This window comes from Thermaerobacter litoralis (genome assembly GCF_054654595.1).
Map to the genome: position 1 here is coordinate 42835 of NZ_BAAIES010000002.1, position 21615 is coordinate 64449.

The 21615-nt window shown below is 73.8% G+C and carries 17 protein-coding genes; 4 read left to right on the top strand and 13 right to left on the bottom strand.

The window, feature by feature from the left end; all coding sequences use genetic code 11:
* Positions 1-154: 154 nt before the first annotated feature.
* From ACYQ02_RS00395 to ACYQ02_RS00405, 3 genes are all read right to left on the bottom strand, one after another.
* Positions 155-1831 carry an MDR family MFS transporter gene (locus ACYQ02_RS00395; protein ID WP_460038457.1) on the bottom strand — a complete coding sequence of 559 codons (1677 nt, stop codon included), beginning with the start codon at positions 1829-1831 and terminating at the stop codon, positions 155-157.
* A complete protein-coding gene (locus tag ACYQ02_RS00400) occupies positions 1828-2214 on the bottom strand; it encodes an MTH1187 family thiamine-binding protein (protein ID WP_460038458.1) in 387 nt (128 codons plus the stop codon). The genes ACYQ02_RS00395 and ACYQ02_RS00400 overlap by 4 nt, the downstream gene beginning before the upstream one ends.
* Before the next feature lie 138 nt (positions 2215-2352).
* Complete coding sequence (locus tag ACYQ02_RS00405; protein ID WP_460038459.1) at positions 2353-3936, bottom strand: carboxypeptidase M32; 1584 nt, start codon at positions 3934-3936, stop codon at positions 2353-2355.
* A 436-nt stretch (positions 3937-4372) separates the two neighbouring features.
* Between ACYQ02_RS00405 and ACYQ02_RS00410 the strand changes: the two genes are divergently transcribed.
* The 3 genes from ACYQ02_RS00410 to ACYQ02_RS00420 all read left to right on the top strand — a co-directional run bounded on the left by ACYQ02_RS00410 (position 4373) and on the right by ACYQ02_RS00420 (position 8112).
* Positions 4373-5923 carry an alanine racemase gene (locus ACYQ02_RS00410; protein WP_460038602.1) on the top strand — a complete coding sequence of 517 codons (1551 nt, stop codon included), beginning with the start codon at positions 4373-4375 and terminating at the stop codon, positions 5921-5923.
* Positions 5920-7026 (top strand): lipid II:glycine glycyltransferase FemX, encoded by a 1107-nt coding sequence (locus tag ACYQ02_RS00415; protein ID WP_460038460.1) that lies wholly within the window; start codon positions 5920-5922, stop codon positions 7024-7026. Before ACYQ02_RS00410 ends, ACYQ02_RS00415 begins: the two co-directional genes overlap by 4 nt.
* A 300-nt stretch (positions 7027-7326) precedes the next feature.
* Positions 7327-8112 carry an enoyl-CoA hydratase/isomerase family protein gene (locus ACYQ02_RS00420; protein ID WP_460038461.1) on the top strand — a complete coding sequence of 262 codons (786 nt, stop codon included), beginning with the start codon at positions 7327-7329 and terminating at the stop codon, positions 8110-8112.
* A 117-nt stretch (positions 8113-8229) separates the two neighbouring features.
* On the opposite strand, the gene ACYQ02_RS00425 is transcribed toward ACYQ02_RS00420, so the two are convergent.
* The 5 genes from ACYQ02_RS00425 to ACYQ02_RS00445 all read right to left on the bottom strand — a co-directional run bounded on the left by ACYQ02_RS00425 (position 8230) and on the right by ACYQ02_RS00445 (position 13149).
* The gene (locus tag ACYQ02_RS00425; RefSeq protein WP_460038462.1) at positions 8230-8973 is read right to left on the bottom strand and encodes an ABC transporter ATP-binding protein; all 744 of its coding nucleotides are present in this window, start codon (positions 8971-8973) and stop codon (positions 8230-8232) included.
* Positions 8966-9712 carry an ABC transporter ATP-binding protein gene (locus ACYQ02_RS00430; RefSeq protein ID WP_460038463.1) on the bottom strand — a complete coding sequence of 249 codons (747 nt, stop codon included), beginning with the start codon at positions 9710-9712 and terminating at the stop codon, positions 8966-8968. Before ACYQ02_RS00430 ends, ACYQ02_RS00425 begins: the two co-directional genes overlap by 8 nt.
* Positions 9709-10734 (bottom strand): branched-chain amino acid ABC transporter permease, encoded by a 1026-nt coding sequence (locus ACYQ02_RS00435; protein ID WP_460038464.1) that lies wholly within the window; start codon positions 10732-10734, stop codon positions 9709-9711. The genes ACYQ02_RS00430 and ACYQ02_RS00435 overlap by 4 nt, the downstream gene beginning before the upstream one ends.
* Complete coding sequence (locus ACYQ02_RS00440; RefSeq protein WP_460038465.1) at positions 10731-11624, bottom strand: branched-chain amino acid ABC transporter permease; 894 nt, start codon at positions 11622-11624, stop codon at positions 10731-10733. Before ACYQ02_RS00440 ends, ACYQ02_RS00435 begins: the two co-directional genes overlap by 4 nt.
* A gap of 169 nt (positions 11625-11793) precedes the next feature.
* The gene (locus tag ACYQ02_RS00445; RefSeq protein WP_460038466.1) at positions 11794-13149 is read right to left on the bottom strand and encodes an amino acid ABC transporter substrate-binding protein; all 1356 of its coding nucleotides are present in this window, start codon (positions 13147-13149) and stop codon (positions 11794-11796) included.
* Positions 13150-13279: 130 nt separating this feature from the next.
* Here ACYQ02_RS00445 and ACYQ02_RS00450 point away from each other — a divergent pair, with 130 nt between their 5' ends.
* Complete coding sequence (locus tag ACYQ02_RS00450; protein WP_460038467.1) at positions 13280-13408, top strand: hypothetical protein; 129 nt, start codon at positions 13280-13282, stop codon at positions 13406-13408.
* On the opposite strand, the gene serA is transcribed toward ACYQ02_RS00450, so the two are convergent.
* From serA to ACYQ02_RS00475, 5 genes are all read right to left on the bottom strand, one after another.
* Positions 13389-15245 carry a phosphoglycerate dehydrogenase gene (gene serA, locus ACYQ02_RS00455; RefSeq protein ID WP_460038468.1) on the bottom strand — a complete coding sequence of 619 codons (1857 nt, stop codon included), beginning with the start codon at positions 15243-15245 and terminating at the stop codon, positions 13389-13391. The genes ACYQ02_RS00450 and serA overlap by 20 nt on opposite strands.
* Positions 15242-16519 (bottom strand): pyridoxal-phosphate-dependent aminotransferase family protein, encoded by a 1278-nt coding sequence (locus ACYQ02_RS00460; RefSeq protein WP_460038469.1) that lies wholly within the window; start codon positions 16517-16519, stop codon positions 15242-15244. Before ACYQ02_RS00460 ends, serA begins: the two co-directional genes overlap by 4 nt.
* A gap of 831 nt (positions 16520-17350) precedes the next feature.
* A complete protein-coding gene (locus tag ACYQ02_RS00465; RefSeq protein ID WP_460038470.1) occupies positions 17351-18022 on the bottom strand; it encodes a hypothetical protein in 672 nt (223 codons plus the stop codon).
* Positions 18023-18081: 59 nt separating this feature from the next.
* A complete protein-coding gene (locus ACYQ02_RS00470) occupies positions 18082-20340 on the bottom strand; it encodes an ABC transporter permease (RefSeq protein ID WP_460038471.1) in 2259 nt (752 codons plus the stop codon).
* A complete protein-coding gene (locus tag ACYQ02_RS00475) occupies positions 20337-21449 on the bottom strand; it encodes an ABC transporter ATP-binding protein (protein ID WP_460038472.1) in 1113 nt (370 codons plus the stop codon). The genes ACYQ02_RS00470 and ACYQ02_RS00475 overlap by 4 nt, the downstream gene beginning before the upstream one ends.
* Positions 21450-21615: the final 166 nt, after the last annotated feature.

The following is a 21615-nucleotide window of genomic DNA, read 5'->3' on the forward strand; positions in this document are numbered from 1 at the left end:
AAGACCGCCCGGAAGGCGCCGGGCATGCAGAGGGGGCCGGAACCGCTAGGGTTCCGGCCCCCTGGCGTCTTCGCCAAGCAGGCAAGGGGCGCCCTCGCCAGGGCGGGCGCCCCGGCCCCGGCCCGGCGGCGGTCCCCCGCCCGCCAAGCCATCCCTAGCCGCGGGCGGGCCGCCCCCCGCCGGCCGGTTCGACCCCCCGGGGCAGGGTCCGGGTGATGGGCAGCACCAGGACCGCCAGCCCCAGGACCACCGTCATCGCCGCCCGGAAGGCACCGGCCAGGGCATGGCGCAGGGCCTCCAGGGCGGCGGGGTCCAGCGTCGCCCGCCGCTGGGGGTCGAGGAGCCAGTTGCCGGCGTCGGCCCCCAGCCGCGCCAGGTCGGGATGGCCCGCGGCCAGCAGGGCGCCTTCCAGCCGGGTGTTGATCACCCCGCCCAGCAAGGCGGCCCCCAGGGCGCTGCCCAGCATCCGGGCGAAGGCCTGGGACCCGGTGGCCACCCCCCGCTCGTGGCGCGGAACCGACTCCTGGATCGACACGATGTAGGTCGTCATGGCCAGCCCCATGCTGACCCCCACCAGGAAGCAGCCCGCCGCCACCTGCAGGGGCGACGCCCCGGGCCCGGCCAGCCAGAGGACCAGCGTCCCCAGGATGCCGAACAGGGAGCCGGTCACGGCGGTGCCGCGAAAGCCCCAGCGCAGCATCAGCCGGCCCGAAAGGGTGCTGGCCAGGGGCCAGCCGATGGACAGGGTGGCGACGGCGAAGCCGGCCACCACGGGCGAGCGGCCCAGCACCCCCTGGACGAAGGTGGGGATGGTCGACGAAAGGCCGATCAGGATGATGCCGCCGACCAGGCCGCCCAGGTTGCCGGCCCGGATGATGGGCCGCCCCAGCAGCTCCAGGGGCAGGATGGGCTCCGGCGCCCGCCGCTCCTGGCGGACGAACATCCACCCCGCCAAGAGGGCCGTGGCCAAGAGCGCCGCCGTGGTCCACGAGGCCCAGGGCCAGGCGCTGCCGCCTTCGACCAGCTGGACCAGGAGGGCGCTGACGGCCACCACCATCCAGAAGGACCCCGCCAGGTCGATGGCCACCCGGCCGTGGCGGGGCGGCTCGTGGAGGAACAGGGCGAGCCCCGTGCAGGCCAGGAGCCCGATGGGCAGGTTGATGTAGAACACCCACGGCCACCCGGCGTACTGCACCAGCAGGCCCCCGGCCGCTGGCCCCACCACCGCCGAGACGCCCCACACGCTGGACAGGTAGCCCTGGATGCGAGCCCGTTCCTCCAGGCGGTAGAGGTCGCCGACGATGGTCATGGTGATGGGCTGCACCGCCCCCGCGCCGAGCCCCTGGAGGGCGCGGAAGGCCACCAGCTGGCCGATGGTCGTCGCCGTGCCGCACAGGGCCGAGCCCAGGAGGAACAGGCCCGCCCCGGCCAGGAACACGGGCTTGCGGCCGTACAGGTCGGCCAGCTTCCCGTAGATGGGGACCGACGCCGCCGACGTCAGCAGGAAGGCGGAGAAGACCCAGCTGAACCGGGAGAAGCCCCCCAGGTCGGCCACGATGGACGGGATGGCCGTGGCGACGATGGTCCCCTCGATGGCGGCCATGAACATGGCCAGCATCAGGGCGACCAGGATCAGGCCCTTGTGGGTCGCGTGGACCTCGGCGGGCGGCCCCCCGTGGCGGGCGGCCGCCCCGCCCTGGGCTCCCTGGGCGCCGGCCGTCCCGGACGAACCGGCGGGGCCCGGGGTCCCCGCCAGCCCCGCCGGCCGGGCCGCCGCCGGCAACCCGGCGGCCCCCACCGGCGGGCCGGGATGGCGCCGCCGGTTCTTCATGACCGCGGGGCCCCGGCCTCCGGAGCCCCCTCACCTGCTGTCGCCCCGGCGGCGCCCTGGCCCTGGGGCCCGCCGGTCCCCGCCTCCTTCAGCCTCCGCTCCACGCTGGCCACCTTCTCCTCCATGGTCTGCGGCCGGTCCCGGCGGTCGTCGATCTTGATCACCGTGGACACCCGCTGGGCACCGCTTGCGAACATCGCCTCGTGCATCGCCCGGATGAGCCCTAGGATCTCGTCCAGATCGCCCTCCAGGGTGGTGAACATGGGGCCGACCTGATACCGGACCCGGTCCTGGGCGGCCAGCACCTGAAGGGCCCGGGCCACCCAAGGGCTGACGCTGACCCCCTCGCCCACCGGGGCGATGCTGACGGCCACGATGGCCACGATGCCACCTCCCTCACCACGGGGCCGGATGCCGGCCCGACCGGATGCCGGCCCCGACCGGATACCCCTCCCGACCGCCGCCGGGCGCCGGCGGGTCGCCGGCCCCCTTCGGTCGCCGGCGCCGGCCGGTCGGGCCGGTCAGAGCCCGTACAGCTCGCCATACTTGCGGCGGATGTAGCGCAGGAAGGGCTGCTCGCTGAGCTCCGCCCCCGTCGCCCGGCGGACCAGCTCCAGCGGCTCGTAGCGGGCCCCGTGCCGGTGGACGTGCTCCCGCATCCAGGCCAGGACCGCGCCCAGCTCGCCGCGGGCGATCCGCTGGGGAAGGGCCGGTTCGTCCTGCAGGGCGGCCTCCCAGAGCTGGGCGGCGATCAGGTTGCCCAGGGCGTAGCTGGGGAAGTAACCGAACCCGCCCCATGACCAGTGGATGTCCTGCAGGACGCCCTCCACGTCGTCGGCCGGCTCCAGGCCCAGGTAGGCCCGGGTCTTCTCCCGCCAGGCGGCCGGCAGCTCGTCCACCGGCAGGTCGCCCGCCAGCAGGGCCAGCTCCAGCTCGAAGCGCAGCATGATGTGCAGATTGTAGGTCACCTCGTCGGCGTCGACCCGGATCAAAGAAGGCCGGGAGCGGTTCACCGCCCGGTACATCGCCTCGGCGTCGACGCCGGCCAGCTGGTGGGGAAACCGGGCCTGCACCCTGGGGAAGAAGAAGGCCCAGAACTCCCGGGAGCGGCCGATCACGTTCTCCCACAGCCGGCTCTGGGACTCGTGGACCGCCGAGGAGGCGCCGTCGGCCAGGGGCGTGCGGTGCCAGGCCGGCGGGAAGCCCTGCTCGTACAGGCCGTGGCCGCCCTCGTGGAGGCTGCTGAAGAAGGCCGGGCCGAACAGGCCGGGGTTGATCCGGGTCGTCAGCCGGACGTCGCCGGTGGACAGGGGCGCGGTAAAGGGGTGGATCGAGCGGTCCTGCCGGCCCCGCTGGAAGTCGAAGCCGATGGCCTCCAGCGCTTCCACGGTCAGGGCCCACTGGTCCGCGTCGGGGAAGTCGCCCTGGAGGAAGTCGTCCCGCACCCGGTCCTGCCGCTCGGCGATGGCCTGGACCAGCGGCACCAGGCCCTCCTTGAGGCGGGCGAAGAGCTCCCGCACCTGGCGGGTGCGCATGCCGGGCTCGTGCCCCTCCAGCAGGGCGTCGTATCGTTCTTCCGGGTAGCCCAGGGCATCGGCCATCTGGCGCCGCAGCTCGATCAGGCGGGCCAGGGCGGGCGCGAAGACGGCGAAGCGCCGCTGCTGGCGGGCCTCCACCCAGGCCTGGTAGCCCTGGGATGAGGCCCGGGCCAGCTCGGCCACCAGATCGGGAGGAACCCGGCGCGACCGCTCGTAATCCCGCCGGGTCACCCGCAGCAGGGCGGCGGCGTCGCTCTCGGGGTCCAGCTGGGCTTCCCAGGCGGCCAGCTCGTCCAGCCACTGGCCGACCTCAGGGGCGGTGAAGGCCTCGTGGGCCAGGCGGTTCAGGGTCGCCTTCTGCTCGGCCCGGGCGGCCGCCCCGCCCGGCGGCATGTTGACCTCCTCATCCCAATTGAGCAGGGTCGTCACGGCGTGCAGGTCGCTGACCTGCCCCAGCCGCTCCAGCAAGCGGTGGTAGGCGGGCGGGGCCCCGGGCGGCAGGAGGCTGGCCGGTTCCTCCGCCTGGGCCGCGGCACCCGTGATCCCTTGCGCGGGCGTCTCCGGCATCGGCATGCTCCTTTCGCGAAGAGGGCTTGTCACCCTGAGGACATGGTGCTTTCTTTGGATATGTTGCGGTTCGGCGGAGCACCGGTCAAAGCCTGCCAGCCCGGTCGGGCCGGGGGCGGCCCCGCAGAGGGGCGCGACCCGCCGGCCTCGGCGCCGCCCCCGCATGGAAGGGCGGGCCCGCAGGCAGCCTTTTTATGAAAGGGAACGACAGGAGCCCACGCCGCCGGCCGCGAAGGACACAGCGAACCCGTACCTGGAAGGACGGTCCAGGTCGAAGGGCCCCGCGGGAGCATCCCCGGAGGAACCGGGGTGGTTCCGAAGCCGACCCGGAGCCGCCCCGTGGCGGGGCCGCCGGCGCGAGCCGGATCGACCGGCCGGCGCGAGCCGAGCCGACCGGCCGGGGCGGGCACGGGCGGAGCAGGAAAGGGCGTTGACGGTGGAACACCATCCTCAGGCCAGCCCCAACGGGAACCCGCCGGGTGACCCCACCGGTCCCGGCGGTGACCGCAACGACCCGTTCCCCACCGATGCCGCGGTGACCTGGCCGGCCGAACTGGCCGCCGCCCTGGCCCGGGCGCGGATCGAGGTCGACCTGGACGTGCTGGACGCCAACCTGGCCGCCGTCCGGCGCTTCCTCCAGCCCGGAACCCGGATCCTGGCCGTCGTCAAGGGCGACGGGTACGGGATCGGGGCGGAGATGGCGGCCCGCACCCTGGCGGCCGCCGGCGCCGACGCCCTGGGCACGGCGACCCTGGAAGCCGCCCTGCGGCTGCGCCATGCCGGCGTCACGGCGCCGATCCTGGTCTTCCAGCCGCCCGAGGAGCCGCTGTTCGACCACTGGCTGCGGGAAGGGCTGACGGCCACCGTCCACGATGCCGCCACCCTGGCCGCCCTGGCCCGGCGCGCCGAGGCGACCGGCCACGGGCCGGTGCCGGTGCACCTGGAGGTCGACATGGGCCTCGGCCGGGGCGGCCTGGCGCCGGAGGCGGTGGCGGGCGTCCTGGCGGAAGCGGCCTCCCTGCCCGGGGTCCGGGTGGAGGGGCTTTACACCCACTTGCCCACCGCGGCCCGGCCCCGACTGGCCCTGCGGCTGCTGGACCGGTTCCTCCGCCTGGTGAAGGATCTGGAGGAACGGGGCCTCCGGCCGCCCCTGGTCCACTGCGCCGAGAGCCACTTGCTGGCCCTGGCCCCCTACGCCCAGCTGGACATGGTGCGGGTCGGCAACCTGCTCTACGGCTACGCCCCCCGGGCGGCCCGCCGGGCCGGCCTGGCGGTGCGGCCGCCTTCCCGGCTGGTGGTCCGGGTGCGCTCGGTCTACCGGGCGGGCGGGCTGGACCCCGGGTACCGCGGGGGCTGGGCGCGGCCCGGCGCCACCGTGGCGGTCCTGCCCGTCGGCCTGGCCGACGGGTTGCGACCCAGCCGGGAAGCCCGCGGCTGGACGGACCGGTTCGTCCTGATGGGACGGCGCCTGCTGGGGGCCGTGGGCGCCCAGCGGGTCCTCGGGGCGGTGGCCGCTCCGCCGGGACCGCGGATCCGGACGCGGGGTCGGGAGGTCCCCTTCCGCGGCGAGTTCATGATGAACCATTGCCTGTTCGACGCCACGGGGCTCGACCTGGCGCCGGGCCAGGAGGTCGAACTCCAGGTCAGCCGGCTGACGGCGGCCGCCCACCTGCCGGTGGTCTACCTGCGCGGTGGCCGGCCGGTCGCCATCGCCTGGCCCCACCGCCAGGTGGTCGAACAGGTGCGGCCGGTGCCGGCCGCCCAAGGGGCGCCGGCGGCGACGGGGGCCGCGACACCCCCGGAGGTCTCCCCGGTGCCGGCCCCCTGGGCGGCCAATGAGGCCCCGCCGGCCCTGGCCCATGAACCGGCCGCGGGCCCCTTCGTCCCGGCCGGCGACGGGACCGGAAACGGCACGGGCGGGACCACCCCCGCCGCCACCCCGCCGGGCCGCGGGATGCCCCAACCCGATAAGGAGACCGTGGGATGAACGAGCCAGCCACCACCCGGGTGACCCTTGCTGGCCCCGGTGACCAGCCGACCTACGACCAGGCGGTGGCCGGTTCCGGCAAGCCCCACTTCATGCAGCTCTGGGGCTGGGGCGAGGTGAAGCGGGCCACCGGCTGGGAGCCCTTGCGCTTCCTGGCCACCCGGGCCGGCACGGTGACCGGCGCCATGACCGTCCTGGCCCGGAACCTGCCCGGCCTGGGCACGATCTTCTACGCCCCGACGGGGCCCGCCGTCGATTACCGGGACCGGGAGACCGTCCAGGCGCTCCTGGAGGCCGCCGCCGGGGAGGCCCGCCGCCGGCGGGCCATCGTCCTGCGGGTCGACCCCGACGTGCCGGTGGAGCGCCAGGACGCCGTCGACCTCCTGCTGCGCCTGGGCTTTCGCCGGGGGACCGAGGCGACGGCCTTCGAGGCCCTGCAGCCGCGGTTCGTCATGCGGCTGGAGCTGGCGGCGACGCCGGAGGAGACCCTGGCCCGCTTCGAGTCCAAGACCCGCTACAACATCCGCTACGCCGCCCGCCAGGGCGTGACGACCCGGGCGGCCCAGGACGAGCAGGACCTGGCCGCCTTCTACCGGCTGCTGCAGTTGACGGCGGCCCGCCAGCGGTTCGCCATCCGCGCCTATTCCTATTACGAGGCGCTGTGGCGGCACCTGCTGGTTCCGGGCCACGGCCGGATCTTCCTGGCCGAGCACCAGGGGCGGCCGGTGGCGGGCATCATGGTCTTCCGCTGCGGCGATACCGTGTGGTACCTCTACGGCGGCACCGACTACGACGCCCGCAAGGTGATGCCCAGCCACGCCGCCCAGTGGGCGGCGATCCAGTGGGCCATCGCCGAAGGCTGCCGGATCTACGACTTTCGCGGCGTCTCGGGCAACCTGGACCCCGCCGACCCCCACTACGGCCTCTACCGGTTCAAGAAGGGCTTCGGTGCCGAACTGGTCGAGTACATCGGCGAGTTCGAGCGCATCTACGCCCCCGCGCGCTACTGGGCCTTCCGTGGCGCCTTCACCGCCCGGCGGCGGCTGCTGCGATGGCTGCGGGAGCGCCGCGGCGGCGCGGCCCCCGCGTCCCCCGGCGAGTGAGGCTGGCCCCCCAAGGCGGTGCCCGCGTCCCCGGGCAGGGGGGCCGGGTCCTCAACAGGCGGCTCGGCGGGGGCCGTCCGCCCATGGCCCGCGACCCTTACCCCGGCCGCAGCCCACCACCTCGCCGCCATCCACCGGCCAGGCGCTTCGGGCGGAGTTGGCGGGTGGACCCGACCGGGGTTCCGGCGGGCGGCGAGCGGCCGGACCCGCCGCCTGCCGCCGCGTTCCTCCCCCCGGCACCGGGAGTGGCAGGGGCACGGCCTCCGCCCATGGAACTCTCGGCTACGGAGGTGGACCGCCGTGGACGACAGCCTGGTCCAGCTGGAATGGCCCCGGCCCGAGGTGGCCCTGGTGCGGCTCAACCGCCCCGAGCGGCTCAACGCCTTCAACACCGCCATGGCCGAAGCCGTCGCCGCCCGCTTCGAAGACCTCCGCCAGCAGGCGGCGGTGCGGGCCGTGGTCCTCTGTGGCGCGGGGGATCGTGCCTTCTGCACCGGCGCCGACCTCAAGGAGCGCGCCACCTTGGACGAACAGGCCTGGTTCGCCCAGCACCACGTGTTCCAGCGGATGTTCCGGGCGGTGTCGGAAACGCCCGTGCCCGTCATCGCGGCGGTGCGCGGGTACTGCCTGGCCGGCGGGTTCGAGATCGCCCTGAACTGCGATTTCATCGTGGCCGGTCGCGACGCCCGCTTCGGGCTGCCCGAGGTCACCCGCGGCATCATGCCGGGCGGCGGCGCCACCCAGATCCTGCCCCGCATCGTGGGGGAAGGATGGGCCAACCGCCTGATCATGACCGGCGAGATCATCGACGTGGAGACGGCGCGGCTGATCGGGCTGGTCACCGAGGTCACCGAGCCCGACCGCGTGGTCGACCGCGCCCTGGAACTGGCCGGCGTGATCGCGGCCAACGCCCCCATCAGCGTCCGGCAGGTCAAGCAGGCCATCCGCGCCACCCGCTCCCTGGGGTGGGAGGAGGGGCGGCGCCGGGAGCTGGAGCTGTATGCCGCCTGCGTGCCCACCGACGACCGCCGGGAGGGCATGCGGTCCTTCGTGGAACGCCGCCCGCCCGTCTTCCGCGGCCGGTAGGCGCCGGGCACCCTTCTGAAGCCGGCGGGCGCCCCGAGGGGGCGCCCGCCGGCCGCGTTCCTCCCATGTTGCGGACCCGTGCCCTGGGCCGTCCGCCGCGTTGCCCGCCCCGGCAGCTCAGGCGCCCAGGTAGGCCCGGCGCACGTAGTCGTTCTCCCGCAGCTCCGCCGCCGGCCCCTCCAGGGCCAGGTGGCCGGTCTCCAGCACGTAGGCGTAATCGGCGATCTCCAGGGTCTGGTGCACGTTCTGCTCCACCAGCAGGATCGTCACGCCCTGGGTCGCGATCTCCCGGACGAACCGGAAGATGTCCTCCACCAGCTTGGGGGCCAGGCCCAGGGACGGTTCGTCCAGCATCAGCACGCGGGGCTCGGCCATCAGGCCGCGGCCGATGGCCAGCATCTGCTGCTCGCCGCCCGACAGGGTCCCGGCCAGCTGGGCGCGCCGTTCCTTGAGCCGCGGGAACATGGCGTAGACCCGCTCCAGGTTCTGGGCCACCCGCCCCCGCAGGGCCGGGGAGTAGGCGCCCAGGATCAGGTTCTCCTCCACGGTCATGCGCGGCCAGAGCTGGCGGCCTTCGGGGACCAGGACCAGGCCCCGCCCCACCCGGACGTGGGCCGGCAGGGCGGTGATGTCCTCCCCGGCCAGGCGGATGCGCCCGCCCTTCAGGGGAAGGACCCCGGCCAGCGCCCGCAGGGTCGTCGTCTTGCCGGCGCCGTTGGAGCCGATCAGGGCGACGATCTGGCCCTGGGCCACCTGGAAGCTCACGCCCCAGACCACCTGGACGGCGCCGTAGGCGATCTCCAGGTTCTCCGCCACCAGCAGGGGCTGTCCCCCGCCCCCGGACCGCTTCGGATTAGGCACCGGCCCCCACCTCCGCCGCCCGGCCCAGGTAGGCTTCGACGACCGCCGGGTTGGTGCGGATCTCCTCCGGCGTCCCCTCGGCCAGCTTCTCGCCGAAGTTTAGCACCGCGATCCGGTCGCAGACGGACATGACCGCCCGCATGTCGTGCTCGATGTAGAGGATCGTGGTGCCGTTCTGCCGGATCTTGCGCAGGAGGTCCATCACGTTGCGGGTCTCGGCGTCGGTCAGCCCGCCGCAGATCTCGTCGCAGAGCAGCAGGTCGGGCGCCGTCGCCAGGGCCCGCGCCAGCTCCAGCAGCTTTTGCTGGCCCACCGGCAGCACGGCCGCGGATAGCCCCGCCTGGGCCCCCAGGCCGACGAACTCCAGCACCTCCAGGGCCCGCCGCCGCGCCTCGCCGGCGGTCCGGGGCGGCCGCCGGCCGTAGCGGGCGGCCAGTTCCACGTTCTCGATCACCGTCAAGGACCGGAAGGGCCGGACGATCTGGTGGGTCCGGGTGATCCCCAGCCGCACCCGCTGAAAGGCCTTCAGGCGGGTCACGTCCCGCCCCCGGTAGAACACCCGGCCGGCGCTGGGCGTCAAGGAGCCGGCGATCATGCTGAAGGTGGTGGTCTTGCCCGCCCCGTTGGGCCCGATCAGGCCGAAGATCGCCCCCTCGGGCACCACCAGGTCGACGTCCTTGACCGCCGCCAGGCCGCCGAAGTAGCGGGTCAGGCCTCGAACCTCGAGGACCGCCGTCATGCCTTCACCCCCCCGGCCGGCACCGGCCTGCCCGGTGCCCGGCGGCGTCCCAGGGCGGTGCGGAGGCGCCGGGCCAGGCCCACCACCCCGCCGGGTTCGAACAGGATCACCAGGATCAACAGCGCGCCGTAGAGCCCCAGGTGGAGATCGGCGAACCGCGCCACCAGCTCCTCCTGGATGATGCCGTACACCCCGCCGCCGATGACCGGCCCCCAGATGGTGGCCAGCCCCCCGATCACCGGCATGAGCAGAATGGAGACGCTGTTGTTGAAGTTGAAGACGCCGCTGGGGTCGATGAAGGCGGCGTACCGGGCGTAGGCACCGCCCGCCGCCCCCACCAGGGCCGCCGCCAGGGCGTGGGCCGCCAGCTTGTGCAGGAAGGCGTTGACGCCGACGTCCGCCGCCGCGTCCTCGTCGTCCCGGATGGCGTTGAGGGCCAGGCCGAAGCGGGAGCGGGCCACCAGGATCGACAGCACCAGGGCGACGGCGAAGATCGCCACCGCCGTCAGGTAGTGGTGCTCCATGACGAAGGGCACCCGCTTCCCCCCGACGATCTCGTCGACCCGGTAGCCGCTGGCGGCGCCCAGCGCCTCCAGGTTGTTCATCACCACCCGCACCGCCTCGTTGACGCCGATGGTGGCGATGGCAAAGTACGGCCCGCGCAAGCGGAAGGTGGGCAGCCCGATGAGCAGGGAGGCCACCGCCGCCACCACGGCCGCCCCCAGGAAGGCCACGTAGGGGTTCACGTGGCCCGCGGTGATGAGGACCGCGGCCGTGTAGGCGCCCAGGCCGTAGAACACGGCGAACCCGAAGGACACCTGGCCGGCGAAGCCGCCCACCAGGTTCCAGGCGATGCTGCAGGTCGTCCAGAGCAGGGTCGTGAAGATCAGCCGCAGGTTGCCCTGCCACCCGCTCAGGGGCAGCGCGATCAGGATGGCGACCAGCACCGCCGCCGCCACCAGGTCCCGGGTGGCGGTGGCCCGCGGCAGGCCGCGTTCCACCGGCGCGGAGGTTGCCGTCACGACGCCCGCCCCCTTCGCTCCAAGAGGCTCGCCACCCCGCCCGGCAGGACCAGCAGGGCGACCACCAGCAGGGAGAAGGAGATCGCCATCTGGTAGCCCGCCGGCACGAACTGGACGCTGAAGGTCTCGACCAGGGCCAGGATCAGGGCGCCCAGGGCGACGCCGGCGAAGGACTCCAGCCCGCCGAGGACGATGATGACGAAGGACCGCAGGAGGAACGGGCGCCCGAAGTCGGGGTCGAAGGAGTAGAGCGAGGCCAGCAGGGCGCCGGCCAGGCCCGCGAAGGCGATGCCCAGGCCGAAGCTCAGGCGGGCGATGCGCCCCGTGTCGATGCCGACCAGCCGGCCGGCGAAGGGGTTCTGGGTCAGGGCCCGCACCGCCCGGCCGAACCAGGTCCGGGTGAGCAACAGCTGCAGGAAGACCAGGGAGACCAGGGCCACGGCGAACACGACCAGCTGGACCACCGACAGGGTCAGCGGGCCCACCTGGACCGTCGCCAGGGTCATGTCCGTATAGATCGACCGGTCGTGGTTGCCCCAGATGGCATATCCCAGGTTCTGGAGGACGAGCCACAGGCCGAAGAGCAGGAGCAGGGAGGGCAGGGTCGGCTGGTCGGACACCGGCAGCCAGCGAACCAGCAGCCAGTGGACCGCCATGCCCACCACGAAGAACACGGGAAAGGCCAGCAGCGCGCCCAGAATGGGGTGAACGCCCAGCCGGTTGAAGAGCTCGAAGACGAAGTAGGCCCCCAGCATCATGAAGCCGGCGTGGGCCAGGTTGATGATCTTCATCACGCCGTAGATGACCGTCATGCCGAAGGACATCGTCGTGTAGATCCCCGCCAGCAGCAGCGACGCCACCAGCAGGTTGAGGACGTCAAGCCAACCCAAGGATGCTGCACCCCCTCCGGGGACAGGGGAACGCGGCCCGGGCCCTGGGGCCGCGGGCCGCGTTCCTCCCCCCGCTGGTCGAATGCCGTCCCGGCGATGGTGGCCGCCGGACCGGATCCGGCGGGGCGGCCGGCCGCCGCCAGCTAGCCCGCCTCACGCCTGGCCCGCGTCACTGGGCGGGCACCGGCGCGACGACCTCGCCCGTGGCGGCATCCTCGGGGTAGACGATGTCGACCTCGCCGCCGGGCTTGTTCTGCACGATGACGAAGGGCAGCTGCACCTGGCCGTTCTCGGGGAACTTCAGGTGCTGGCCCGGCAGGAGCGAGTCGGTCAGCTCGACCTGGCGCAGGGCATCCCGGATGGCCGTGGGATCCAGGCTGTCCGCCTGGTCGATGGCCTTGGCCAGGATGCGCATGGCGTCATAGGCCGTGGCGGCGTACCACGAGTCGGGCTCGCGGCCGTACTTCTTCTTGTAGTCCTCGACGAACTTCTTGACCTGCGGGTAGGGCAGTTCCTTGGACCACCAGATGCCGGCGAAGATGTAGTCGACGGCGTCGCCCAGCGCCTCCCGGGCCGCCGCCTCGGGACCGCGGGCGCCGTAGCTGATCATCTGGTGGTGGAGGCCCATCTGGGTGTACTGCCGGTGCATCGTGATGTAGTCTTCCAGGTGCGCGTCGGAGAGGAAGATGTCGGCGTTGGCGTTCTTCACCTTCTGCAGGATGCCGGAGAAGTCGGTACCCCCGAGCTCAAAGGTGTCCTCCACCACGATCTCGAAGTAGCCGGGGTTCTCCTCGATCCACTTCTTGATCCCGTTGGCGTAGTCCACCCCGTGGTCGGTGTTCTCCACGACCAGGGCGATGGTCAGGCCCTTCTCCAGCTTCCCCTGGTCGACCAGCCAGCCGAGGAACTGGCCGGTGGTGTAACCCAGCAGGTTCACCGGCGCCAGGGTGCCGAAGGTGTACTGGTAGCCCTGGCTGAAGATCGTGCTGGCCGCGGCGCCCGGCGTGATCCAGGGGACCTGGAAGCGGTCGGGCATGGGCGACTGGGCCTGGCCCAGGGCGGTGGAGTAGCCGCCGATCACCGCCACCACCTTGTCCTGCTCCATGGCCCGCTGGACCAGGGAGGCGGACTTGGCCTGGTCCGACTCGTCGTCGTAGATGACGGGCTGGACCTTCAGCTGCTTGCCGCCCACGTCAATGCCGCCCGCGGCGTTGATCTGGTCGATGGCCAGCTGGATGCCCTCCAGCTGGTAAGTGCCGGGCTTCGCCTCACGGCCGGTCTGAGGCAACACGATGCCGATCTTGATCGTCTCGCCCGGCGCACCGCCGCCGGAGCCACCGCCTTCCCCGCCGCCGGCCGCCCCGCCGCCGGCGCCGCCGCACGCCGTCAGGGCCGTCAGGGCCAGGGCAAGCCCCGCCGCCACCGCCCAGCGCCCGCGCCGGCGCCCCGGCCGGCGACCCCGTTCTCGTCCTGCTTCGGCCCCGCCGCCGGCCCGCCCGGCCGGCCGCTTCAGGAAACCTTCCACGCGGTACCCCCCCAGTTATGAATCGTGGAGCGGAATGTCATCCTCTTTTGCGAAGGGGTGGCGAAAATCCTGCCCTTTCCGAGGAAACATCCCGGGGAACCAGATATTGCGAAGGGTGAGGTGTCGGACGATGGACGAAGAAAAGCAGGGCGCCGGCAACGGCGCCGGCGCCACGGCGATCAAGTACGGGGCCTGGATCATCATGTTGCTGGCCGTGCTCTACTTCCTGGCGAACTACGTCATCCCGCTCTTTCGGTGATCAGCCGCTGCACCGGTCCCCCCGCGTCCCGGCCGGCCTCCGGTGCTGTCCGGGGCGCCGCCGGCTCGACCGGCGGCGCCGGCTCCAGCAAGGCCGGCGGTACCTGGACCAGGCGGGCCTCCTCCATGCCCGGCAACCGGCGGATCTCGGCCAGCAGCGCCGGCGGCACCGGGTCGTCCAGCGCCAGCACCATGATGGCCTCCCCCCGCACCCGGCGCCGCGCCACCTGCATGGCGGCGATGTTGATCTCCCGGGCCCCGAGGAGGCTTCCCACCTTGCCGATCATGCCCGGCCGGTCATGGTGCCGGGTGAGGAGCAGGCGCGGAGCCGGCACCATGTCCAGGGGCAAGCCGTCCAGGTGGACCAGCCGCGGCAGCCCCTCCGGGCTCAAGCTGCCCGCCACCGCCCGCCGCGGCCCGCGGCCGCCGGCCAGTTCCACCACCGGCGCAGCCAGGTCCGGGTGCCGCTCGCTCCGCCAGCGGAGGGCGATCCCGCGGCGGGCGGCCAGCACCGGCGCGTTCACCGCATTGACCGGGCCGTCGACGACCCCGGCCAGCAGCCCCTTGAGGGCCGCCCCCGCGAGCAGTTCGAACCCCCGCTCGGACGGGAGCTCCCGGGCCAGCACCCGGAGCTCCAGGTCCTCCAGCGGGCCGCCCAGCCCCTCGCGGTAGATCAGGCCGACCAGCTCGGCCACCGGGGCCAGCGGCCCGGCCGCCCGCCAGTCCCGGTCCGAGAGGGGCGGCAGGTTGACGGCTCCGCGGACGGGCTGGCCCTGGAGCGCCCGCAGCACCTGCTCGGCGATGGCCCGAGCGTTGTAGGCCTGGGCCTCCCGGGTGGAGCCGCCCAGGTGGGGCGTGGCGACCACATTGGGCAGGCTCAGCAGGGGGTTCTGCCCCGGCGGTTCGGCAGCGAACACGTCGAGCCCCGCCCCCGCCAGCCGGCCCTCGACCAGCGCCCGGTAGAGGGCTTGTTCGTCCACGATCCCGCCCCGGGCCGTGTTGATCAGGTAGGCGCCGGGCCGCATGCGGGCCAGGGCCTCGGCGTCGATCAGGTTGCGCGTGGCCGGGGTCAGGGGCGTGTGGATGCTGACCACGTCGGCCCGGGCCAGCAGCTCGTCCAGCGGGGCGGGTTCGGCCCCCAGCTCGCGCATGCGGGCTTCCGGCACGTAGGGGTCATGGGCCAGCACCGCCATGCCGAAGGCCCGGGCCCGCTGGGCCACCTCCTGGCCGATGCGCCCAAAGCCGACCAGGCCCATCACCTTGCCCCGTAGCTCCTCGCCCACCCAGCGGGACCGCTCCCAGCGGCCCTCCCGCAGGGAGGCGGCAGCCGGGACCAGCCGGCGGACCAGGGCCAGCAGCAGGGCGAAGACGTGCTCGGCCACGGCCACCGTGTTGCCGTCGGCCACGTTGACCACCACGATGCCCCGCTCCGTGGCCGCCTCCAGGTCGATGTTGTCGACCCCCACCCCTGCCCGGCCGATGACCCGCAGCCGCGGCGCGGCGGCGATCAACTCCGCGGTCACCTTGACCCGGCTGCGGACGATCAGGGCGTCGGCGAGCGGCAGAAACTCCCGTCGCAGGGTCTCGGGGCTCGCCCCCGACGCGTCGATCACCTCGCAGAAAGGCTCCAGGGGCGCCAGGCCGTCCCGGGGCAAGGGGTCGGCCAGGACCACGCACGGCTTGGGGGCCGCCGGCGCCCCCGGTGCCGTCCCCCTCCCCCCTTCCGTCTTCGTCACCGGTGCCGGGTGCAACCGCGCCTCCGCCCCCGTGGCCGCCCCGGGCTCCCGCTCCGGGCCCCGGGCGGGCCGGCCGCCGGCGTCCCGCGTCCCGTCCGTCATCGTCCCACCCCCGCCCGGCGGGCCACCTCGGCCGCGGCCGCGGCCGCCGACCCCGGCACCGGCCCGTGGCCGGCCTCCTCCAGCATGGGCACCAGCACGGCATCCAGAGCGGCCATGGCAGCGAGCACCTGGTCCGGTTCCACCGCCCCCATGTGGCCGATGCGGAAGGCCCGGTCCTTCAGCCGGCCCTGGGCGCCGACGACCACCACGCCGCGCTCCTCCAGGCGGCGGATCACGGCGCCCGGCCGCACGCCCCCGGGCAGTTCCACCGCCGTCACCGTGGGCGAAGCGTCCTCGTCCCGGGCCAGGGGCTCCAGCCTCAGCGCCCGCACGCCCGCCCGCACCATGGCGGCCAGCAGCCGGTGGCGGCGGTAGACGTTCTCCTCCCCCTCGGCGGCGATCCGCTCCAGGGCCGCCTGCAGGCCGAACCACAGGGTGACCGCCGGCGTGTAGGGGAAGTCGCCCCCACCCGCCAGGTAGGGCCTGACATCCCAGGTGAAGCGGGGCAGCCGGGCCCGTTCCACCGCCTCCAGGGCCCGGGGCCCCAGGGCGACGATGCCCAGGCCCGGCGGGGTCATGAGGGCCTTCTGGGAGCCCGTCACCGCCACGTCGATGCCCCAGGCGTCCATGGCCACGGGGACCGCGGCAAAGGAGCTCACCATGTCCACCAGCACCAGGGCCTGGGGCGCCACCCGGCGGATGGCCGGCACCAGCCGGTCCAGGGGCAGCAACGCCCCCGTGGAGGTCTCCGAATGGGTGAGGAACACGGCCTGGTAGGGCCGGGCCGCCGCCTCGAGGCGCTCGGCCACCTGCTCGGCGGTGGGGACGCGCCCCCACGGGACCTCAAGGCGGTCGACCTCCAGCCCGTAGGCTTCGGCGACGGCGGCAAAGCGATCGCCGAAGAGGCCCATCACCACCGCCAGCACCCGGTCCCCCGGCGACAGGGTGTTGACCACCGCCGCCTCCAGGGCACCCGTGCCCGAGCAGGGGAACACCACCACCCGGCCCTCGGTGCGGAAGAGCCGGCGCAGCCCCTCCAGCACGAAGCCGCTGACCCGGTCGAACTCGCGGCTGCGGTGCAGGACCACCTGCCGGCCACAGGCGGCCCGCACCTCATCGGGGACGGCGGTGGGTCCCGGCGACAGGAACACCTTCGCCGGACGAACCGGCTCGCGACGACGCCTGTCGACCCGCTCGGCATCGGTCTCGCCGGCCGGTCCCGCGGCCGGCTGGGCGGGGAAGGTTCCGGCCACCCTCTCCAGCGGCTGGTGCATGGCGACACCCTCCTTTGGGCGAGCCGGGCAGCGGTGCCCGGACGGTCGAAGCACCCTCTCGATCCCCCGGCGACGCCGCGCGCCGCGTACCGGGTCGGACCCCGGGGCGCGGGAGACCGGGGGACTACGCCCCCGCAGCAGCCCCCAGAACGCCGGGTCTCGCCCCGAGAGGCGATCCCCGAGCGACGCTCCCGGGTCCGCCCCGACCACCGCACGCGAAGGGGGGCCCGGGAGGGGACGTCTTGGCCCGCGCGGCCCCTTGCAGCCGAGCCTCCGGCACGTCAGGCCAGGGGGCCCGGAAGGGACGTTCCGGCCCGCGCGGCCCGCGGCGACGGGCCGGCGACGGGGCAGGAAAACACGAGAACCCGTCCCTTCCGGGACGGGTTCTCACCCGCGGTGCCACCCCGCTTGACCTCGCGCGCATCGGACCGGGCGGCTCGCGACCGGCATCCGCCCGATGGATGCCCTTCGCTGCCGGCCGGCGCCCGCCCGGTGGCGAGGCCCCCTCTCGGCCGTTAACGGCGGCCTGCCGGACCCCTTCCGATCCCTGCCGGACCCTCGGGGCCACCTCCGGGGTGGATTCCCCTGCCCGCCCCACCGGCTCGCACCATCCGCCGGCTCTCTGGCGGCAGCGTCAGCAGGGTACTAGCCCCTTCAACGGCGCCTCGACCATCGTTCAGGTTTGGGCGGGATTCTAGCACAGGCGCCCCGGCCAGGCAAGGCGGCGTCGCGGGGATTTTGCGAATGTTCGTCGGCGTCAGGAATCGATCTTTCGACAGCGCGGCATTCGCGGACGTGCCTCCGTAGCTCGCGAGGCCCCGCGTCATCGCGTCATCCTTGACGGAGGAACCGCTCGTTCCTCCGGTAGCGTTCGGCCGTCGCCAGCGCCGCCAGGCCAGCCAGGCCCACCAGCGCCCAGCGGTTCGCGACCAAGGCGGGCGGCAGCGGCTGTCCCAGGGCCAGGGCTTCCACGATGGCAGCGGGATCGACCCCGGCCGCGCGCAAGCCGCCACTGGCCGCGAAGAGGTAGAGCGACCCGGTGAGGTCGCCGCGGGTGACGGCCTCCAGCGCCCACCAGGCCACGGCCGCCCCGGCGCCGGCCACCGGGGTCCGGACGAGCACGGCCACCAAGGCTGCCAGAGCGCCGAGCCAGGCCGCGGCGGGCAGCGCGAGGCCCACCGCCCGTAGGCCGGTCCCCCAGGGGGCTCCCCCGGCTGGGGCCAGCCGGAGAACGGCCACGGTGGTCATCCCGAGGGCGACCAGGAGGTAGGTCGCCAGCGCCAAGCCGATCCGCTCTAGCACGACCACCGTCCGGCGAAACGGCAGCGCCCGCCAGAGTCCCGGCCGCCGCCCCTCCACGTCCGCCCACAGGGACACGGTCACGGGCAGGACGGCCAGGACCAGGAACTCCTCGACGAGCCGCAACAGGGTGTGCAGCGCCAGGGGGTGGCCCATCAGCCGCTCGGGCCACACCAACACCGGGACGAACGCCAAGCCCAACACCGCGGTGACCGCCAGGCCTGGTCGCGCCAAACGGAGGTGCAATCGCACCAGACCGGCGCTCATCGCCCCAGGACCTCCCTCAGGTCAGCAGCCGTCAGGGGCCGCTGGGCGGCCATCTCACGCAGTCGGCTCAACCGGGCCGTCACCTCAGAACGGGGGGTGCCGAGGAGCCAGCGCTGCACCTCTTCGTACCGCGGTCCGTCGGGCAGATTCTCACAGGGTCCCTGCGGCGGCGCCCCCCCGGCCCCCGGGGCGGTCGGCGCGTCGCCGCCGGGGGTCGGAAACGGCGGGCCTGCCGGCGTCCGACCTGAGGACGCACCCACCACATCGGCGAGAACGGCGAGCAGGCACCCCTCGGCGTCGCCTGCCACCTCCCGGCGTCCGTAGAGCACGGCTTGCGCCACCTGTTGCGGAACCAAGATGTTGGAGCCACGCTCGATGACCGTGCCGGTGTCCGGATCGAGGTGGACCCAATGGGCGTCGCCGCGACCAGGGGGCAGCGTGACCACCCGGGGTCGGACGGTCCGGCCGACCCAGCGGTAGGCCTCGACCAGGTCGCGGGCCCACCGCAGGGCATCGTCGCGGCTCCCCAAGTCCTCAGGGGAGTACCAGATTTCCGCGCTAGAGTCGTTCGCTTGCACCAGGTGCCCACCTACCAGTTCCAGGAAGGCCGTGGTGCCTCGCATCACGGTCACCGGTCCCCAGGGCCTCTCCACGGTCTGCAGATTCGACAGCACGGGATACCGACCCGCATGGCGAACCGTCACCTGGAACGATGCCCGCAAGCTCTCCGGGACGTACGGCGGCCGGGGCGCGGCGACGCCCGCCCACCGGATGGCGCCGGCGGAGGTCCTGTCCGGACCTTCGCCAAACCACCAGACCTCTTGACCGCCGCCGTCCGGATCAGCACGGGTGGCAAGGACCCGAGCCAAGGTCACCGCTCCCGGCAACGGGTACCAGCCATAGGACGGCGGCAGGCTGAGGCTGGCGGGCCCCACCTGGGCACCTCGCATGGGTGGCGGCGCGATGGTCATGCCCGCCGTCCGCACCGGCGGGTATTCGAAGGGCAACAACCACTGGTCGACCCGTCCCCGGTAGGACAGGGCGACCGTCGCCGCCCCGCGGGGTGGCAAGACCAGGTCTTGGATGCGGATGACATCGCCTTCCTGGGACCAGCGGACGGCATCGCCGCCCGGCGCCATCACCTGGAGCCGGGTCACGGTGAAGACGTGGCGAAGGGTGAGGACGGGATCTTCCACGGCCTCGCGGCCGCGGTTCTCCAGGCGGAGCCGGGCATGGACGACGACCTCCGGCGCCCGGCGGGCGTCGACGTCGAGTTCGTAGCGGCTGATGGCGAACGGGGGCGCCGGATCCGGCTCAGGACCAGCATAAAGGGAAGCAACCCCGTTCCGGGCGTAGTGCAGCAGCTCAGCACGGGCGGCGTCCGCCTGGGCATACAAGGTGGCGACGAAGCCTGCCGACGATGCCAGGGTGAGCAGCACAAGGGCGGCTGCGGTCATTCGCAAGCCCCATCGCACCCGTGTCTTGACCCAACGGCCCCGGCGGTAGGCCAGGGCCAGGGTCACCACCACGACCCCGGCCGCCGCCAGGTACAGCACCCGATGGGCGACAAACAGGGGCACGTCTTCGGCGAGGGCCGCCAACGCGACGTCCTGCCAATCCCCAGGGAGCATCCCCGAGCCGGTCCACTGTAGAAGCCACGCCACGGGGATGAAGGGTCTGACGAGAGATTGGAAGACATATGGTCCCACAAGGCCCGCCAGCCACGTGGCCAGGATCGCCGCGAACAGCGGCAGACCCCGCAAGCCCAGCCCCAACGCGCCGCCGAGGACACCGGCCCACAGCGCTCCCGAAACGATCCACAGCGTCAGCAGGCCCCACTCGGCGAGCACGTAACCCCATGGTAGTCCGGCCGACCGGGCCAGTATGGCCATCCGCACCGCCGGCGGCACCACCGCCCCCAGGGCCGCCAGCAGAGCCAGGGGTGCCGTCCCGGCGAACTTGCCCAGGACCAGGGCCGCCTTGTCCACCGGCCAGGACCACAGCACCGCGGCGCTGTCCTCATCCCGCTCGGGATCGGCCGCCAGCCCCGCCAGCACCATGACCCCCACCTGGAGGAAGGCGAGGAACTGGGCCGACTGCTGGAGGACGCCGGCTCCGGTCTCCGCCACGGTCTGGGTCACGGTCACCAGGCCCGTGGCCAGGCCGCCGGCCGCGGCGGCCGGCAACCACCAGCTGCGCCGCACCCGGGTCCAGGTGAAGCGGGCCGCCGTCCGGAAGGAAGCGAGCCAGCTCACGGCCTGACCTCCTTCCCGCCGGAGGGCGAACCGGCGCCACGGCTCCCCGTGGCCCCACCGGCGGAGTCGCCCCCCGCCGTCCTCGCCGGTTCCTCCGCATCCGGCGCTTCCGAACCGGTCACCCGTTGCGGCGGCGGCGCCCCGGCCGGGTCCCCCGGGACCCCCCGGCGACCGGCCGCCAGGCCCCGCAGCAGGGCCACGTAGCCGTCTTCCACCCGGGGTTCGGCGGGGCGTGCTCCCGGGGGCTCGTGCCACGCCAGTACCCGCAGCAGGGCAGTGCCCCCCTCCCGGCGGGACGAGACCACCACGGCCCCTTGGGGCGCACTCCCTTCCACTTCCCAGACCAGGCCCGCGGCACAGGCGGCCAGGTCCTGGGGCGGTCCCAGCCAGCGCAGCCGCCCGCCGGCGATGACGGCCACCTCCTCGCAGGTGGCGGCGATGTCCTCCACCACATGGGTGGAGAAGATGACCAGCCGCTCGGGGCCCAGGCCGCCCAGGAGCTGGCGGAAGCGGACGCGCTCCTCGGGGTCGAGCCCCGCGGTGGGTTCGTCCAGCAGGATCAGGGAGGGATCCCCCAGCAGGGCCATGGCGATGCCCAGGCGCCGGCGCATGCCGCCCGAGAGGCGGCCGGCCCGGACATGGCGCACGTCCAGAAGTCCCACTTGCTCGAGCCGGTGCTCGATCTCCCGCCGGCGGGCGGCCGAGTCGGCGATCCCCTTGAAGATGGCGGCGAAGTCCAGGGTCTCGTAGACCGTCAGCTGGGGGAACCAGCCGCCTTCCTGCGGGAGGTAGCCCAGGTGCTGGCGAACGGCGTGCTGGTCCCGGGGCAGGGTCCAGGGCCCGATGCGGACCTGCCCCTGGCTGGGTTCCACCAGGGTGGCCAGGATGCCCAGCAGGGTGCTCTTGCCGGCTCCGTTGGGCCCCAGAAGACCCAGCACGCCGGGTCCCCAGGACAGGTTCACGCCGTCAAGGGCTACCTTCCGGCGGCCGTAGACCTTGCTGACACCGGTCAGGTGCAGCCGAATGCCCGTTTCCTCTCCCGCGCTGGCCGTGGCGGCCGCCGCGGGACCGCCCGGGCGCCGTGATGCAGCGTGACGGGTCGCGTCCATCCTCCATCCTCCCCGCACCGTCGCTTCCACCCGGAGGGACGGGCGAGACGGCCGGGCGTTCCCCGCTAGCAGCACGCCGGCCGGGAGGATCCGGCCGGCGTGCCTGGCCCTGGCGCCTGCCCAGGGCCGCTGGCCCTCTTGCTCAGGATCTTGGTCAGGCATGCTT

Bases quoted from the DNA above. Each gene is read 5' to 3' on its own strand.
- ACYQ02_RS00405 (WP_460038459.1), bottom strand. From the start codon at position 3,936: ATGCCGGAGACGCCCGCGCAAGGGATCACGGGTGCCGCGGCCCAGGCG.
- ACYQ02_RS00460 (WP_460038469.1), bottom strand. From the start codon at position 16,519: ATGCACCAGCCGCTGGAGAGGGTGGCCGGAACCTTCCCCGCCCAGCCG.
- ACYQ02_RS00475 (WP_460038472.1), bottom strand. From the start codon at position 21,449: ATGGACGCGACCCGTCACGCTGCATCACGGCGCCCGGGCGGTCCCGCG.
- ACYQ02_RS00415 (WP_460038460.1), top strand. From the start codon at position 5,920: ATGAACGAGCCAGCCACCACCCGGGTGACCCTTGCTGGCCCCGGTGAC.
- serA (WP_460038468.1), bottom strand. From the start codon at position 15,245: ATGACGGACGGGACGCGGGACGCCGGCGGCCGGCCCGCCCGGGGCCCG.
- ACYQ02_RS00430 (WP_460038463.1), bottom strand. From the start codon at position 9,712: ATGACGGCGGTCCTCGAGGTTCGAGGCCTGACCCGCTACTTCGGCGGC.
- ACYQ02_RS00450 (WP_460038467.1), top strand. From the start codon at position 13,280: ATGGACGAAGAAAAGCAGGGCGCCGGCAACGGCGCCGGCGCCACGGCG.
- ACYQ02_RS00395 (WP_460038457.1), bottom strand. From the start codon at position 1,831: ATGAAGAACCGGCGGCGCCATCCCGGCCCGCCGGTGGGGGCCGCCGGG.